At 71.3% G+C, this 13,710-nt stretch carries 15 protein-coding genes and 1 pseudogene; 7 read left to right on the forward strand and 9 right to left on the reverse strand.

The genetic code is table 11. From position 1 onward, the window contains the following. Positions 1–62 precede the first annotated feature (62 nt). From GXP76_RS28130 to GXP76_RS28140, 3 genes are all read right to left on the reverse strand, one after another. The gene (locus GXP76_RS28130) at positions 63–863 is read right to left on the reverse strand and encodes a creatininase family protein (protein ID WP_242574424.1); all 801 of its coding nucleotides are present in this window, start codon (positions 861–863) and stop codon (positions 63–65) included. Then, positions 860–1,609 (reverse strand): FadR/GntR family transcriptional regulator, encoded by a 750-nt coding sequence (locus tag GXP76_RS28135; RefSeq protein ID WP_242574425.1) that lies wholly within the window; start codon positions 1,607–1,609, stop codon positions 860–862. Before GXP76_RS28135 ends, GXP76_RS28130 begins: the two co-directional genes overlap by 4 nt. Positions 1,610–2,265: 656 nt before the next feature. After that, positions 2,266–2,754 (reverse strand): hemerythrin domain-containing protein, encoded by a 489-nt coding sequence (locus GXP76_RS28140; RefSeq protein WP_242574426.1) that lies wholly within the window; start codon positions 2,752–2,754, stop codon positions 2,266–2,268. A gap of 206 nt (positions 2,755–2,960) precedes the next feature. Here GXP76_RS28140 and GXP76_RS28145 point away from each other — a divergent pair, with 206 nt between their 5' ends. From GXP76_RS28145 to GXP76_RS28160, 4 genes are all read left to right on the forward strand, one after another. After that, positions 2,961–3,425, forward strand: coding sequence for a DUF5709 domain-containing protein (locus tag GXP76_RS28145; protein ID WP_242574427.1), 465 nt, complete (start codon positions 2,961–2,963; stop codon positions 3,423–3,425). A gap of 46 nt (positions 3,426–3,471) precedes the next feature. Beyond that, positions 3,472–4,146 carry a DNA polymerase ligase N-terminal domain-containing protein gene (locus tag GXP76_RS28150; protein ID WP_242574428.1) on the forward strand — a complete coding sequence of 225 codons (675 nt, stop codon included), beginning with the start codon at positions 3,472–3,474 and terminating at the stop codon, positions 4,144–4,146. Further along, on the forward strand, positions 4,139–4,513 hold the full coding sequence (locus GXP76_RS28155; RefSeq protein ID WP_242574429.1) for an MmcQ/YjbR family DNA-binding protein: 375 nt from the start codon (positions 4,139–4,141) through the stop codon (positions 4,511–4,513). Before GXP76_RS28150 ends, GXP76_RS28155 begins: the two co-directional genes overlap by 8 nt. 84 nt (positions 4,514–4,597) lie before the next feature. Next, positions 4,598–5,509 (forward strand): alpha/beta fold hydrolase, encoded by a 912-nt coding sequence (locus GXP76_RS28160; protein ID WP_242574430.1) that lies wholly within the window; start codon positions 4,598–4,600, stop codon positions 5,507–5,509. 9 nt (positions 5,510–5,518) lie between these two features. Here GXP76_RS28160 and GXP76_RS28165 read toward each other — a convergent pair whose 3' ends face one another. The 3 genes from GXP76_RS28165 to GXP76_RS28175 form a co-directional block, all read right to left on the reverse strand. Continuing rightward, positions 5,519–6,007: a carbonic anhydrase gene (locus GXP76_RS28165; protein WP_242574431.1), complete on the reverse strand. Its 489-nt coding sequence runs from the start codon at positions 6,005–6,007 to the stop codon at positions 5,519–5,521. Positions 6,008–6,152: 145 nt separating this feature from the next. Next, a complete protein-coding gene (locus GXP76_RS28170; RefSeq protein WP_242574432.1) occupies positions 6,153–6,758 on the reverse strand; it encodes a DJ-1/PfpI family protein in 606 nt (201 codons plus the stop codon). 52 nt (positions 6,759–6,810) lie between these two features. Further along, positions 6,811–7,782, reverse strand: coding sequence for a GlxA family transcriptional regulator (locus GXP76_RS28175; RefSeq protein ID WP_242574433.1), 972 nt, complete (start codon positions 7,780–7,782; stop codon positions 6,811–6,813). A gap of 167 nt (positions 7,783–7,949) precedes the next feature. Here GXP76_RS28175 and GXP76_RS28180 point away from each other — a divergent pair, with 167 nt between their 5' ends. Both GXP76_RS28180 and GXP76_RS28185 read left to right on the forward strand, forming a co-directional pair. Then, positions 7,950–9,140: a S8 family peptidase gene (locus GXP76_RS28180; protein ID WP_242574434.1), complete on the forward strand. Its 1,191-nt coding sequence runs from the start codon at positions 7,950–7,952 to the stop codon at positions 9,138–9,140. Between the two features lie 160 nt (positions 9,141–9,300). Further along, the gene (locus GXP76_RS28185; protein WP_242574435.1) at positions 9,301–9,645 is read left to right on the forward strand and encodes a hypothetical protein; all 345 of its coding nucleotides are present in this window, start codon (positions 9,301–9,303) and stop codon (positions 9,643–9,645) included. Between the two features lie 178 nt (positions 9,646–9,823). Here the strand turns inward: GXP76_RS28185 and GXP76_RS35930 are convergent, their stop codons facing one another. Beyond that, entirely contained in the window at positions 9,824–10,771 is a 948-nt protein-coding gene (locus GXP76_RS35930; protein ID WP_242574436.1) for an FkbM family methyltransferase, read from the reverse strand. 212 nt (positions 10,772–10,983) lie between these two features. Between GXP76_RS35930 and GXP76_RS28195 the strand changes: the two genes are divergently transcribed. Continuing rightward, positions 10,984–11,871, forward strand: coding sequence for an LLM class F420-dependent oxidoreductase (locus GXP76_RS28195; RefSeq protein WP_242574437.1), 888 nt, complete (start codon positions 10,984–10,986; stop codon positions 11,869–11,871). Positions 11,872–12,061: 190 nt separating this feature from the next. On the opposite strand, the gene GXP76_RS28200 is transcribed toward GXP76_RS28195, so the two are convergent. Both GXP76_RS28200 and GXP76_RS28205 read right to left on the reverse strand, forming a co-directional pair. After that, positions 12,062–12,466: a nitroreductase family deazaflavin-dependent oxidoreductase gene (locus tag GXP76_RS28200; protein WP_242574438.1), complete on the reverse strand. Its 405-nt coding sequence runs from the start codon at positions 12,464–12,466 to the stop codon at positions 12,062–12,064. Between the two features lie 395 nt (positions 12,467–12,861). Continuing rightward, positions 12,862–13,257, reverse strand: a pseudogene (locus GXP76_RS28205) (hypothetical protein); the annotation flags it as partial. Positions 13,258–13,710: the final 453 nt, after the last annotated feature.

A 13,710-nucleotide genomic window follows, 5' to 3' on the forward strand; every position in this document is an offset into this window, starting at 1 on the left:
CGTGGGTGGTGCGGGCGCACGCGGGGAAGTGGTGGTGCGGGAGAGGGCCTCGCGGGCCCCGCTCAGGCGTCCAGCCACTCCTTGACGAAAGCGGCGATACGGGAGACGGCCGTGTCCACGACAGCCTGCCCGGCGGCGGCGGTCGCCCGGCGCGGGTCGCCGAGGACACCGTTGGGGGTGAGGCGGTCGTAGCCCACCGTGAGCGCGGGGTGACCGCGCCGGGAGAGCCGGGAGAGCGGATCGAGATCGGCGGTGGCCGTCGGTCCGGAGGTGAGCAGGTCGGTGCGCACGAGATGGGGCGCGAGGTGCAGCATCTGAGCCGTCTCGGCCTCACCGCTGTGTCCGTGCACTTCGCCGACGCGCATGTCCGCCACCGCGTCGGGGGCCAGCGTGGTGAGCGGCGTCCACGCGAACTGGAGGTCGGGGCGGGTGACGAGGAGGTCCTGCGCGACGGTGCCCAGGGTGGCGTTGTTGCCGCCGTGGCCGGTCACGACGAGGATCTTCCGCCAGCCGTGCCGGTACAGGCTGTCGACGTACTCGCGGACGACGGCGGCGAACGTCGTGGTGGTGAGGGTCACCGTCCCGGCGAACGCCAGATGGTGCGGGGACACCCCGACGGGCAGGGACGGGCCGATCACCGCGCGACCGCCGAGTCCGGCGGCCACGAGGTCCGCCACCGCCTCCGCGCGGATGGTGTCGGTGGCCATGGGCATCCCCGGGCCGTGCTGCTCGAAGGCGCCGGCCGGCAGGATCACCACCGGGCTCGACGTCACGGCGTCGGCCGCCTCGACCGTCGTCATCTCGGCGAGCCGGGTGGGCGGTCCGGACGGCGGAAGGTGCGGGAGGGGCTGTTCGGAGCTCACTTCTGTGTGCCTTCCTGGAGCGTGGCCGCGGTGACCGGGGCGGCCGGGGCGTCGCGGTCCTCGTCGCCGCCGTCGTTCTCCGGCTCCTCCGCCGGGAAGTCGGCGGCGAGGACGGCCTCGCGGATCGCCACCAGGTGCGTACGGGTCAGCCGCTCGGCCGCAGCCGCGTCACCGTCCCGTACGGCGTCGAGGATCTCCAGATGCTCGGCGTGGTCGCGGGCCCGGTCGTTGTAGCGGTGCCGGATCTCCACCTGGTCGTGGGCGCGGACCTGGAGCAGTGCCTCGACGGCCTCGCGGAGCAGGGTGTTGCCGCTGGCCGCGGCGAGTGCCACGTGGAAGTGCACCGCGCGCCGCAGGGATTCCTCCGGCGGATGCAGCGCGTTGGACGCCGCCGACTCCAGCTCCCGTACGGCTTCGGCCATCCGCACGTTGGCCGCCGCGGCGGCGACCGCCGGTTCGAGTACGAGCCGGGCCTCGACCAACTCCAGCACCGAGGCGCGGGTACTGCGCGGCAGATGCGGGTTGGCCATCAGCCTGCGCCCGATACCCGGGCCCACGTACGTGCCGGAACCGTGCCGGAACTCCACCACACCGGTGGCCTCCAGCCTGCGCAGGGCCTCGCGCACCGTGGGTGTGGTGACGCCGAAGCGGCGGGCGAGGTCACGGGAGGACGCCAGCGCGTCTCCGTGACCGAGGCGTTCCGAACGGATGATCTCGACGATGTTGTCCGCCAGACGCTCGGACAACGACAACTCACTGCGACTCATAAAGTGAATAGATCACTTGATCTCTGATGGTGTCAATGCCCAGGACAGCATCAATCGGCCACGGCCGGTTTCCCGCGGTGGCGACGCCTTCGACCCCGGGCCCGGCACGGTCGAGCCCACCCGGCGCAGCGCGCCGGCTCCGCCGTCCGCCCGCGGGGCGGGGCCGCCGGCGGCTGGTGCGGCGTCCGACGACAACGCGGCGAGGTGCCGCACCAGGCGTCGCGGGCCAGGCGGGACTTGTTCGGACAGACCCACGCCCGCTCAAGGCGGCCGCAGCGCCAACCCTGGCCCGGAGCGCTCCGAGGCCCCCCGGCCGCACGGACGCCGGCTCGACCACCCGGCGAAGGCGGTGAACGCGCCCGCATCGCGGCGCCGCGGTGCGAGTGAAGCCGGCGCGGCCCGGATCGTGTGCGTGCCGCGCGGCTGGACCACCGGCCGGCCCTCGGCATTCCCCGCGCGGGACGCGCAAGCTCTCCACACTGCCGCAATCCGCCGCCGGCCGTCTGGCCCGCCCCCTGCCCGGAGCACTCCGAGGCGTCCGCCAGGCACTCGCGGGGGACGTTCCTCCGGCCACGCGGACACCGGCTGGAGCACCGGCCGGGCCTCGGTCTCCCCCGCGCCGCCGGCCCCGGGGTTCACCCGACCAGTTCGCGCACGCTCTCGACGCTGCCGCAGTCCGCCGCCAGCTGCCTGGCCCGCTCCTCGGCGAAGGCCACGCCGAGTTCGGCACGGCGCTCGGCGCCGACGTTCTCGCGGGCGCCGTTGAGGATCGTCCGTTCCTCCTCGTCGAGGTGGTGGGTCACCGCTTCGACCAGGCTCTCCAGCCTCTCGTCCCACTCGCCGGAGCCCACCTCGTCGGTCTCCAGCAGGGCGAGCAGCGCCTCGTTGCCCTCGTCGTGCTCCTCCTCGCCGTGCTCGACCTCGGCGTCGTCGATGTTCTTGAATCGCCGCAGGGCGGGGTAGACCTCCGTCTCCTCGGCGCGGGCGTGGGCGATCAGCAGCCCCGCGAATTCGCGCAGCGCCGCGGCGCGGTCCGCCTCCACGCTGCGCATCCTGCGGAACAGCTCCTCCATCGTCCGGTGGTCCTGGAGGATCAGTGCGACGACGTCGTGCTCGGTCTTCATGGGGCTCCCTCTGTCTGCTCGCTTTCCCATCGCTGCCCGCTCGTGTGCCCGCTCCCGCGCCCGCGATCCGCCGTCCCCCACCACCGAACCGCCTGGCGGACATATGGGGCGTATTCTGAAGATCTCTCGTAAGGGGCGGTTGTGGACGTCGTTACGCGACGCTCCCGAAAGCGCACGCCGGAGCCTCTTCCGGAAAGGATGGAGTCATGGCCGACGAGTCACGAGGCGACGATGTGTACCAGCCCGAGAACTCGGACGTACAGAACGGCCCCTCCGACGATCTGGACCTGGAGAACGTGATAGACGAACGCGGGCTCGACGACATGATGACCGAGGGTTACTCCCCGCCCGAGCACCCTCTCGGCGTCAACAGGTACGGAGTCACCGACGAGGAGCAGCACGAGGGCGAGTCCCTGGACCAGCGGCTCGCCCAGGAAGCCCCGGACGTGCGACCGGAGCCGGGCGACGAGGTCGGTGACCTGCCCGGCGGCGAGGGCGAGCCCATCGACGCGGAGGCCGGAGACGCGCGGGCGGGACGGCTGGAGGCGGTGGACGACATCGCGCCCCGCAGGCATTCGCACGTATCGGCCCGCGACGTCGGGATCGACGGGGGCGCCGCGTCGGCCGAGGAGGCCGCCATGCACGTCTGGCCGGACGAGAACACTCCCTAGACCAGGCACGGGTCAGCACCAGCGCCCGAGGAGCCGAGGAGCCGACGTGAACGAGCGAGGCACCGACGGGGACCGCCTGGCGCGCTATCACGGCAAGCGCCGGTTCGACACCACAGACGAGCCGCGCGGCGAGAGCGCGGCGCCCGCGGACGAACCGTCGTTCGTCATCCAGATCCATGACGCCCGCCGGCTGCACTTCGACTTCCGGCTGGAGGTGGACGGTGTGCTCAGGTCCTGGGCGGTGCCACGGGGCCCGTCCACCGACCCGGGTGACAAGCGCCTGGCGGTGCCCACCGAGGACCATCCGCTGGAGTACCGCGAGTACGAGGGCGTCATCGCCTCGGGCGAGTACGGGGCCGGCCCGGTCATCGTCTGGGACCAGGGCACCTACCGGCCCCTCGGAAAAGGCGGCGTCGCGGGCTTCGCCGCGGCCCTGGACAAGGGCCATGCCTCGTTCCGGCTGGACGGCCTGAAGCTGCGTGGAGCCTACGCGCTCACGCGCTTCCGCGACGGCCGGAACGGCTCCGAGGCGTGGCTGCTGGTGCGGAAGACCGGTCAAGGCGGCACGCGCTCCGGCCCGGCCACACCCGACCCCCGGCGGGCCCGCTCCGCACGCACCGGCCGGACACTGAGCCAGGTCGTCCGGGGTACGCCGGGGCGGCGGATGCCGGATCATGGAAACGGCAGCGTCCAACGATCCGAAGGCGACGACCATGCTTGACGCAGACCCCGGCACCGGCCTCGGCGCGGACCTCGACGCGGACGACGTCCGCCGTATCGCGCTCTCCCTGCCGCGCACCGTGGAGAGGGAACTCTGGAACATCCCCACCTTCCACGTGGAGGGGAGGATGTTCGTCACGGTGCCCGACGACGGCACGTCGTTCGCCGTCCGCTGCCCCAAGTACGAGCGCACGGAGCTGATCGCGGCGGAGCCGGAGAAGTTCTGGGTGCCGCCGCACGAGGCCAACTCCTCATGGGTACGGGCCCGGTTGAGCGCGCTGGAGGACGAGAAGGAGTTGTCCGACATCCTGCTCGACTCCTGGAAGCAGGCCGCCCCCGCCGATCTCGCGGAGTCCTTCGAGCACTGATCGGGCGGAGCGGACCGATGAGTTCGGGGGCGTGCGCCGGTCCGAACCACGGACAGCGAAGCACACAGAGCACAGGAGCCCCGCATGATCCCCGATGACGCCGTGACCGACCGGACCGCGACCGACGGCGAGGCGGGCGGCACCCCGCGGCTGGTCGTGGCCAACGGCGTACAGCTGTGCGTCCAGACCTTCGGCAGCCCCTCCGACCCGACGATCCTGCTGATCGGCGGCGCGGGGAGTTCGATGGACGGCTGGGAGGAAGCGTTCTGCGTCCGGCTCGCGGCCGGCCGGCGCCATGTCGTGCGCTACGACCACCGGGACACCGGCCGGTCCGTCAACTCCCCGGCGGGCGCCCCGGACTACACCTTCTCCGACCTGCTCGCGGACGCCGTCGGCCTGCTCGACGTCCTCGGCGTGGACCGCGCCCATGTGGTGGGCATCTCCATGGGCGGTGGCCTCGCGCAGTGCCTGGCCGTCGCGCACCCCGAACGGGTCGCGACACTCACTCTGGTCTCCACCAGCCCCGCGGGTCCCACCGATTCGGAGCTGCCGCCCCCGTCGGAGCGTATGCGCGCCGCGTTCGCCGATCCCGCCCCCGAGCCGGACTGGTCGGACCGCGCGGCGGTGATCGCCTACATGGTCGAGGCCGAACGGCTCTTCGCCGGCCCGGCGCCGTTCGACGAGGACGCCGTACGTGAGTCGTCGGGCCGGATCGTCGACCGCACCACGGACATCGAGGCGGCCCTGAAGAACCACTGGGCGCTCCCGGACGACGAGGAACCGGTCACGGTCCGGCTCGCGGACGTGTCCGCGCCCACCCTCGTCCTGCACGGCACCGAGGATCCGCTCTTCCCGCTCGGCCACGGGCGGGCGCTGGCCGAAGGAATCCCCGACGCCCGGCTGGTCGCCCTGGAGGGGGTCGGCCACCAGCCACCGCCGGCCCGGGTGTGGGACACGGCGATTCCCGCCGTTCTGCGGCACACGGACCGGAAATAGGATCTCGACTCACTTCACTTCGTTGAGCTGTCCCGTCGCCACGTCGAAGACGAATCCGCGGATCGCGTCCTTGTGCGGAATGAACGGGCTGACAGTGATGCGGCGAATCGACTGGCGTACGTCCTTCTCCAGGTCGACGAATGCCTCGGCGGCCCACTCCGGCCGGATGCCCGTCTCGTTCTCGATGTCCTGTCTGAAATCGTCGTCGGTGAAGGTGAGCATCCCGCACTGGGTGTGGTGGATCAGGATGATCTCCCGTGTGTCCAGCAGTCGCTGGCTGATCGCCAGGGAGCGGATCGCATCGTCGGTGACCGCTCCCCCGGCGTTGCGGATGACATGGGCCTCGCCGTCCCGCAGACCGAGGACGCGATAGACGTCCAGCCGCGCGTCCATGCAGGCGACGACGGCGAGCCCCCGGGACGGGGGCAGTGCCAGAGGTCCGGCGAACGACTGCGCGTAGACCGTGTTGTTGGCGAGGAATTCGTCCGTTACGGACACGAGGGACCCACTCTCCGTGGTCGGGGCGTGGAAGCCACGGTAGAGGGCGGGAATTCGAACCAAGAAGGCGACAGACCGCCTCGCCACAACCTCGCAATGATCCGGCAACACACCCTGCGTCGCCGGATCAGCCTGTGTCGCCGGATCAGTTCGGCAGCGGTTCGTCGGCGAGGTAGGGCGGCGCGGGCTCGTACTGGATGTACCGGCGGACCGCGCGGGCGTGGTCGCGTCCGTGGAGCCGGCCGACCAGCCACAGGGCCATGTCGATTCCGGCGGAGACGCCCTGGCTGGTGACCAGGTCGCCGTCCACGACGTAGCGGGCGTCGCGGACGACGGTGATGTCGCCGCGTGCCTGGAGTTCGTCCTCGAAGCCGTGGTGGGTGGCCACGCGCCGGCCACGGGCGGGACCGGCCTCGTGCAGCAGCAGCGATCCGGTGCAGACGCTGGTGACCCAGTCGGTCTCGGCGGCCTTCGCACCGATCCACCGTGTCAGTACGGCGTTGCCGACCTCGCGGCGGGTGCCCCGGCCACCGGGGACGAGCAGCACGTCCAGGGGCGGGCAGTCGCCGAGTGTGTGGTCGGGCAGGACCCGCATTCCCTTGTTGCACCGGACCGGGTCGGGTCGCTCGGCCACGAGGACGGCGGTGTCGGCCTGGTCGCGCAGCATGGAGGAGGCGGTGAACACCTCCCAGGGGCCGACGAAGTCCAGCTCCTCCGCGCCGTCGAAGATCAGCAGTCCGTACGTGGTCATGGGCGGTCCTCCGTCGTCATGGATGGTCGTGCCGGGCGCCGGGTCCCGGTGGTCACGCGTGGTCGTCGGTCGTACGGAACCGGTTGCGGTAGTCGGTGGGGGTCACGCCGCAGTGGCGGTGGAACGCGCGCCGCAGTGACTCGGAGCTGCCGAGCCCGCAGCGGCGCGCGATGGTGGTGACCGGTTCGTCGCCGCCGGTCAGCGCCCGCTGGGCGGCCTCCACCCGTACCCGCTCCACGTACTCGGCCGGCCCCATCCCCAGCTCCGCGGTGAACCGGCGCTGGAGGTGACGGGGGCTCAGTCCGGCACGACCGGCCAGATCCGCCAGGGTGTGCGGCGCGCCGGGGTCCGCGTGGACGGCCGAGACCGCGGTGCGGATCGGGTCGGTGGCCGGCTGCGCGGACCAGAGCGGAACGCTGAACTGGGCCTGGCTGCCGGGTCTGCGCAGGAACAGGACGAGCCGCTGGGCGACGGCGTGGGCGGCCTGCCGGCCGAGGTCGTCCTCGACCAGCGCGAGAGCCAGGTCCATCCCGGCGGTCACTCCGGCCGACGTCCACACCCGCCCGTCGCGGACGAAGATGGGCCGGGTGTCGACGGTCAGTCCGGGGTGCTCCCGGCGCAGCTGGGCGTCGCGGCTCCAGTGGGTGGTGACGCGGCGGCCGGTGAGCAGCCCGGTGGCGGCGAGCAGGAAGACGCCGCTGCACACCGAGGTGATCCGGCGGGCCGTGGTCGACGCCTCGGCGATCCACGCGACGAGGGCGGGGTCGCGCACGGCGTCGTCGACCCCGGTGCCGCCGACCACGACCAGGGTGTCGATCCCCGTGGGGTCCAGGTCACCGATCCCGTGGTCGGCGTGGACGCGCAGCCCGCTCGCCGAGCGCACCGGGCCCGCGACGGGGGCCACGGTCCGGCAGTCGTAGCCGGGGTCCGGCCGGCCCGCCTGCCCGAACACCTCGAAGGGGCCCGAGAGGTCGAGCGACTGGAATCCCTCGAAGATCACGAAGACGACGCGTCGCTGCTGCACGTCCTCCAGCGTGCGCCGCCGGCGATCACGTCGTCAACGACGTCCGGCCCACACATCACGCCATGGCCGCGAGTCCGTCCGTCACGGGCGGGTCGCCGGATTTTGGTCGGGTGAACCTCCGCCCCGCCTGCGGATCAAGATAATTCAATCATGTTTGAGTATCTTTCATGAAAAATCGCCTGAAACTGAGCATGTTCCTGGTCGCCACGAGCGCCGTCGTGGTGGCGGCCGGTCCGCTGCCCACGCCGGCCCCGGAGGCCGCCGCCCAGCCCCACACCGCGCCGCTGCACCGGTCGAAGGCGCCTCTGACGGACCGCTACATCGTCTCCGTCGACGCCGCCTTCGACGCCACCAGGCTGCTCAACCGGGCCGGGGTGAAGCCCCTGTTCACCTACACGAGCGTGCTGAGCGGATTCGCGGCCGAGCTGAACGCCGCCCAGCTCAAGACCGTCCGGGCGACGCCGGGCGTGACGGCCGTCGAGCAGGACTCGGAGGTGAAGGCGCTGGAGACCGTGCCTCAGGGCAGCCGCGCGGCCGCGTCGTCCTGGGGCCTGGACCGGATCGACCAGCAGGCGCTGCCGCTGGACGGCCAGTACACGGCGGAGCAGAAGGGCAAGGGCGTCACGGCGTACGTCATCGACACGGGCATCGAGTTCGGCCACGACGAGTTCGGCGGGCGCGCCAAGCCGGGCTACGACGCCATCGGCGACGGGCAGCAGGGCAAGGACTGCCAGGGCCACGGCACGCATGTGGCGGGCACCGTCGCCGGCCGTACCTACGGTGTGGCTCCCGAGGCCGACCTGGTGAGCGTCCGCGTCCTGGACTGCACGGGCAAGGGCACCTGGTCGGGGATCCTGGCCGGCTTCGACTGGGTGGCCGACAACGCCAAGCAGCCCGCCGTGCTCAACGGCTCGCTCGGCGGCCCGAAGTCCGCGGCGGTGAACAGCGCGGCGACGGCGCTGTCGAAGAAGGGTGTCCTGCCGGTCATCGCCGCCGGCAACGACGCGGTCGACGCCTGCTCCGTCTCGCCGGCCTCGGCGGAGGGTGTCGTGACGATCGGCGCGAGCGACCGGGAGGACAAGCAGACCAGCTTCTCGAACCACGGGAAGTGTCTGTCGCTGTACGCGCCGGGCGCCGCCATCGTGTCGGCCAAGCTCGGCGGCGGCCACACCGCGCTGAACGGCACCTCGATGGCCTCTCCCCATGTCGCCGGTGTGGCCGCGCTCTACAAGGCGGCGCACCCGGAAGCCACCCCGGACGAGGTCGCGACCTGGCTCGGCGGCTCGGCGACCAAGAACAAGCTGTCGGCCGTCGGCGAGGGATCGCCGAACCGGCTCCTGTTCACCGACGGGCTCTGATCCGAGGGCGCCTTCGGCGGAGACCCACATGGCCCACGAAGAAGCGATTCTGCAGCCCGCTGTCCGAGGGATCGACCGAGTTGTCCGGAGAACGTCCGCACGGTCGGGGACAGGTTCTCGGCGTCCTGTCTCACACCGCCCGTACCAGAAGGAGTTCCCTGTGCGACTTCGTACCACTGTGGCCGCCGCCGCCGGCGCCCTCGCCCTCGTCATCACCCTGCCGGCCTCGGCCGGCGCGGCCGAGGGTGACTTCACCTACCAGCACGTCGACGAGGCCGGCGTCGCGCAGTCGTCGACTCTGGTGGACCCGCGGAGCCGTGAGTGCATCACGCTGCCCGAGGTCCAGGACGAGCGGACGGAGCCGGCGCACTCCCCCCGCAACAACACGGACGCCACGGCGACCGTCTTCTCCGGCGCCGACTGCGAAGGCCTGCACTTCTCCCTGCGGCCCAACGGGGGCAAGGCCTCCGAGCGTCTGAAGGTCCGTTCGGTCGTCTTCAGCTGACGGGCTGAGCCACCGGACCACTGACCGGTGGACCCCGCCGGCCGACCCGGTCGGCCGGGTCCGCCGACCAGCCGCCCCGCCACGAGCGTCCGCGCGCGTGCCGGGGCGGCGCCATGCGCGGACCCGGCCGGCGGAGGGGACGGGCAGACGGCAGGCGAGGTCCGGGGGCGGCGAGCCGTCAGGCGTACTCCCTCTCCTTCGGCGTGAAGATGAGATTGCGGCTCTTCTCGGGGCGGTCGCCGGTGATCGGCACGAGAGCGCCGTCCGACTCCGAGATCCAGCGGAAGGCGTAGTCGAGTCCCGCGAAGGGCTCGGTGAGCCTGCCGAGGAGGGTCTTGTGCAGGGCTTCGAGAATGATGACGGGCCGGTCGCGCTCGATGACGCGCCGCGCTCCTGCCAGGACACTCGGCTCATGGCCCTCGACGTCGATCTTGATCAGGTCGACCGGGGTCTCCCCCAGGGTCTCGTCCACGGTGAGCAGCTGGACCCGGGTGGTGAAGGCGCTGGCCACCGGCTTGGTGAACTCCTCCAGGGAGGAGCCGGTGGAGAGCAGGTTCGACAGCGGGAAGCGGATGTTGATGTCGGCGGTCCCCACGTGGTCCGAGACGCCGTTCTGGTGCAGCACGAGATTCTTCAGACCGTTCGCCCGGTGGTTGACGGCCAGCCGCGCGTGGATCGGCGGCACGGGTTCGAAGGCGTGCACCGTGGCCTTCGGCGCCGCCAGGGCGGCGATCATCGCGTAGTAGCCGACGTGTGCGCCGATGTCGAGGATCGTACGGCTGGTGGCCGCCAGCCGGCTCCAGTGACGCAGGCTCGCCGACTCGTAACCGAAGCGGCCGTTCCACACGGTGTCGAGGGCGACCGCCTCGTCGTTCGCGCAGAACATGACGAACGGCGGGCAGTGCTCGGAGTCGATCTCGACCCAGCCGTGGTGCGGGAAGCCCTTGCGGTGTGCCGTGAGGATGTCGGAAGTGGTGACGGGCCTGACCCGGGCCGCCTCCCGCGCCGTCCGCCGGTTCGTCTCGTCGAGATCCCGGATCCGGGTCCCGGCCCGCGCACCGGCCGCCCGGCCCGGCTGCGGCTTCCCGGCGCTCGCGATGGATGAGATCTTGCGGAGGATCTTCACTGGGCTCCTTGATGTCGTTCAGGTGGCCGGGGGTAGGCCGATGTTGTCGACACCGGGTGAGCGGCGGATGTTGGTGTGGTGAACGCGCGGGGAACCATCCCGTCCGGTCCGCGAACAGCGCTCCGGCGGCGGTGCGCGAGGCCGCCGAGGGGCGGCGCGACGGGCGGGCGCGGTGGGCGGGGCGCCGCCGGATGCCTGGGTTAGCGTTCGGTATGCCCTCTGACAACAGCACACGTTTCGGCAGGATCGGCATCTGGAGTTCGGCCCTGCACCCCTCCGGTCCCGATGACGTCGCGGCGGTCTCGACGGCGGTCGCCGAACTCGACGCACTGGGATACGGAACGATCTGGATGGGCGGCAGCCCTTCGCTCGACCAAGTGGTTCCGGTCGTCGAGGCCACCCGCCACATCACCGTCGCGACCGGCATCCTCAGCATCTGGGAGCACGAGGCACCGGCCGTCGCCGAGCGGACGGCGCGGATCCGGCGGGACACGGCGGGGCGCTTCGTCCTCGGACTGGGGGTCAGCCACGGCGGGTTCACACCGAACTACGCACGGCCCTACTCGACCATGGTCGAGTACCTCGACGCCCTGGACACCGCGGCCGATCCGGTACCCGCGTCGGGGCGCGTCCTGGCCGCGCTCGGCCCCAAGATGCTGAAGCTGGCGGCCGACCGCGCGGCGGGCGCGCACCCCTATCTCGTCACGGCCGAGCACACCGCGGAGGCGCGCGCGACGCTCGGCCCGGACGCGCTGCTCGCGCCGGAGCTGACCGTCGTACTGGACACGGACATCGACCGGGCCCGTACGGTCGCGCGCGGGATGCTGGCGATGTATCTCCAGCTGCCCAACTACACGAACAACCTGCTGCGGCTCGGCTTCACGGACGGCGACTTCGCGGACGGCGGCAGCGACCGGCTGCTGGCCGCGCTCTTCGCGCTGGGCGGCCCCGAGACGGTACGTACCCGTGTCGCCGAGTACGTGGACGCGGGCGCCGACCATCTGGCGCTCCAGGTCCTGACGGGCGACCGGACCAAGGCCCTGCCGCTCGGCGAGTGGCGCACACTGGCCGAGGCGCTGGAACTGACACCGCGAGGCTGACACAACGTCACGGGCCCGCCGACGCACCTGTGTTGACGTCGGCGGGTCCATGTCGTGCGCCGGCCGCGTTCTGTCGTGCCGTCAGACGCGCTGTGCGGGGCCCGAGAAGGCGGACGGCGGGGGACCCGGCTTCACGGAAGCGAAGACCCGGCCCGGCGGCCGTCGCCCGCGACACGCGCGGACGGACCGGTCAGACACGCTCCAGGACGACCACGGGGATCTCCCGGTCCGTCTTGGTCTGGTACTCGTCGTACGCGGGCCAGACCTCCGCCATCCGCCGCCACATCTCCGGCTTCTCCTCCGGCGTCGCGGTGCGCGCGCGGGCGGTGAAGCGGTCGCCCTTCACCTGGACACGGACCTCGGGGTCGGCCTGGATGTTGAGGTACCAGAGGGGAGGCGAGTCGTCGCCGCCCTTGGAGGCGACGATCAACAGGTCGTCACCGTGGGTGCGGTAGATGAGGGGGGTGCTGCGCTGCTCGCCGCTCTTGCGGCCGGTGGTGGTGAGGATCAGCGTGGTCGTGTTGTTCTCCCAGTCGTGCCCCACCTCGCCGTCGGTCTCCTGGTACCGCTTGACGTGCTCTTTGCCGAACAGCATCTGCCGTCTCCTTACGTGGGTCTCGCTCTGCCCGTGGCGCCCGCGTGCGAACTCCCCGGGCCCGTGCGAATCCGACCGTAGCAACGTCCGCGCGGCGGCGGCCGTTGCCCGGCGCGCGCCGCGCGGCGCCTGTGTGATCCGGTGAACGGCGGGGCGGAGGCGGTTATTCCGATGTGTCGGTCCCGTGATTAGTGTGGGGGTCTTCCCAGTTGCAGCGTGTCGGTGAGGGAGTCCTCCCACGTACGCCATTTCCCGGGGACTTCCGAGGGCTTTACATATGCGTACGCGTAACGGTACTCACCTTCGTACTCGTGCGCCGCCGCGACCGGAGTGCGCCCCCACGCGCGACTGTCGGCGCCGACGCCCTCGTAACGGTCGTGAATTTCCGACTCATCGATCAATGAGGGGCTGGCGCGCTCCATCCGCAGCGCGTCGACGGATTCCGCGAGGAGTTCGTATTCCGTGGTTTCGTCACGCGTGGCGACGCGAATGAGATGACCCGCCGCCAGATGTTCGGCGACACGGTCCTGATGGTCTTGATTGTCGCGCCAGGCCCGCAGCAGCTGGGGTACGTCCGGGACGTTGTCGGCCAGGGGCGCGAGCGCCCGGGCGGGAAATTTGTCGTTCTCAGGGCTTGGGTCGAGGCGTTCCGCAATCCAGGTCGCCCGGTCCCGTAACCACCACAGTGCAAGTGACAGAGTGGGTGCGCGATACGTTCCCAGGGGTACGCCTATACGCTGACCGCCACTGACTCCGTAGGCGGTGACATGGCACAGGAATTCATCATGCACGGCCGCTCTCCTCGCGCCGTTCATTGGTGGCCCGGTGGCCTGGGACGTAATGCTGAGTGGTGAAGGTACGCCGAAGCAGGGCGATTCCCGGCAAGCAGAATGAAAGATCAACCGGGGGCGCCCAACGTATTATTATGTAGTTCTCCGACGCACTGTCACGCCATCATTCTGGCCAGAGTTCAGGTGCGTTAATCCATCTCCCCGGCCGAAATTCCGCACCGGGTCCTGACGCCCCGCCGGCCCCGGCGGACGTGGTGGCGGTCGCCCAACCGCCTTGCACCGCACCGACCTTGACGTTCACTGTATGGAGTAGCAGTGAAACACTGCGGAATCGGAGACCAGGGGGACACATGGCGACGGGGAGAGACAGTGACGAGAAAGAGACGGGTCCGGAGGGGGGCGGGGACCCGGGCACGGACGCGGGTACGAGCGCTGACGGACCCACCGACGCCG

It is taken from the genome of Streptomyces sp. NP-1717, from assembly GCF_022695985.1.
Lineage (GTDB): Bacteria > Actinomycetota > Actinomycetes > Streptomycetales > Streptomycetaceae > Streptomyces.

What these genes read in the sequence shown, in the direction of transcription:
- GXP76_RS28200 (WP_242574438.1), bottom strand. Translation starts at nt 12,466, where the DNA reads ATGCTGTTCGGCAAAGAGCACGTCAAGCGGTACCAGGAGACCGACGGC.
- GXP76_RS28145 (WP_242574427.1), top strand. Translation starts at nt 2,961, where the DNA reads ATGGCCGACGAGTCACGAGGCGACGATGTGTACCAGCCCGAGAACTCG.
- GXP76_RS28180 (WP_242574434.1), top strand. Translation starts at nt 7,950, where the DNA reads ATGAAAAATCGCCTGAAACTGAGCATGTTCCTGGTCGCCACGAGCGCC.
- GXP76_RS28155 (WP_242574429.1), top strand. Translation starts at nt 4,139, where the DNA reads ATGCTTGACGCAGACCCCGGCACCGGCCTCGGCGCGGACCTCGACGCG.
- GXP76_RS28195 (WP_242574437.1), top strand. Translation starts at nt 10,984, where the DNA reads ATGCCCTCTGACAACAGCACACGTTTCGGCAGGATCGGCATCTGGAGT.
- GXP76_RS28160 (WP_242574430.1), top strand. Translation starts at nt 4,598, where the DNA reads ATGATCCCCGATGACGCCGTGACCGACCGGACCGCGACCGACGGCGAG.
- GXP76_RS28170 (WP_242574432.1), bottom strand. Translation starts at nt 6,758, where the DNA reads ATGACCACGTACGGACTGCTGATCTTCGACGGCGCGGAGGAGCTGGAC.
- GXP76_RS28140 (WP_242574426.1), bottom strand. Translation starts at nt 2,754, where the DNA reads ATGAAGACCGAGCACGACGTCGTCGCACTGATCCTCCAGGACCACCGG.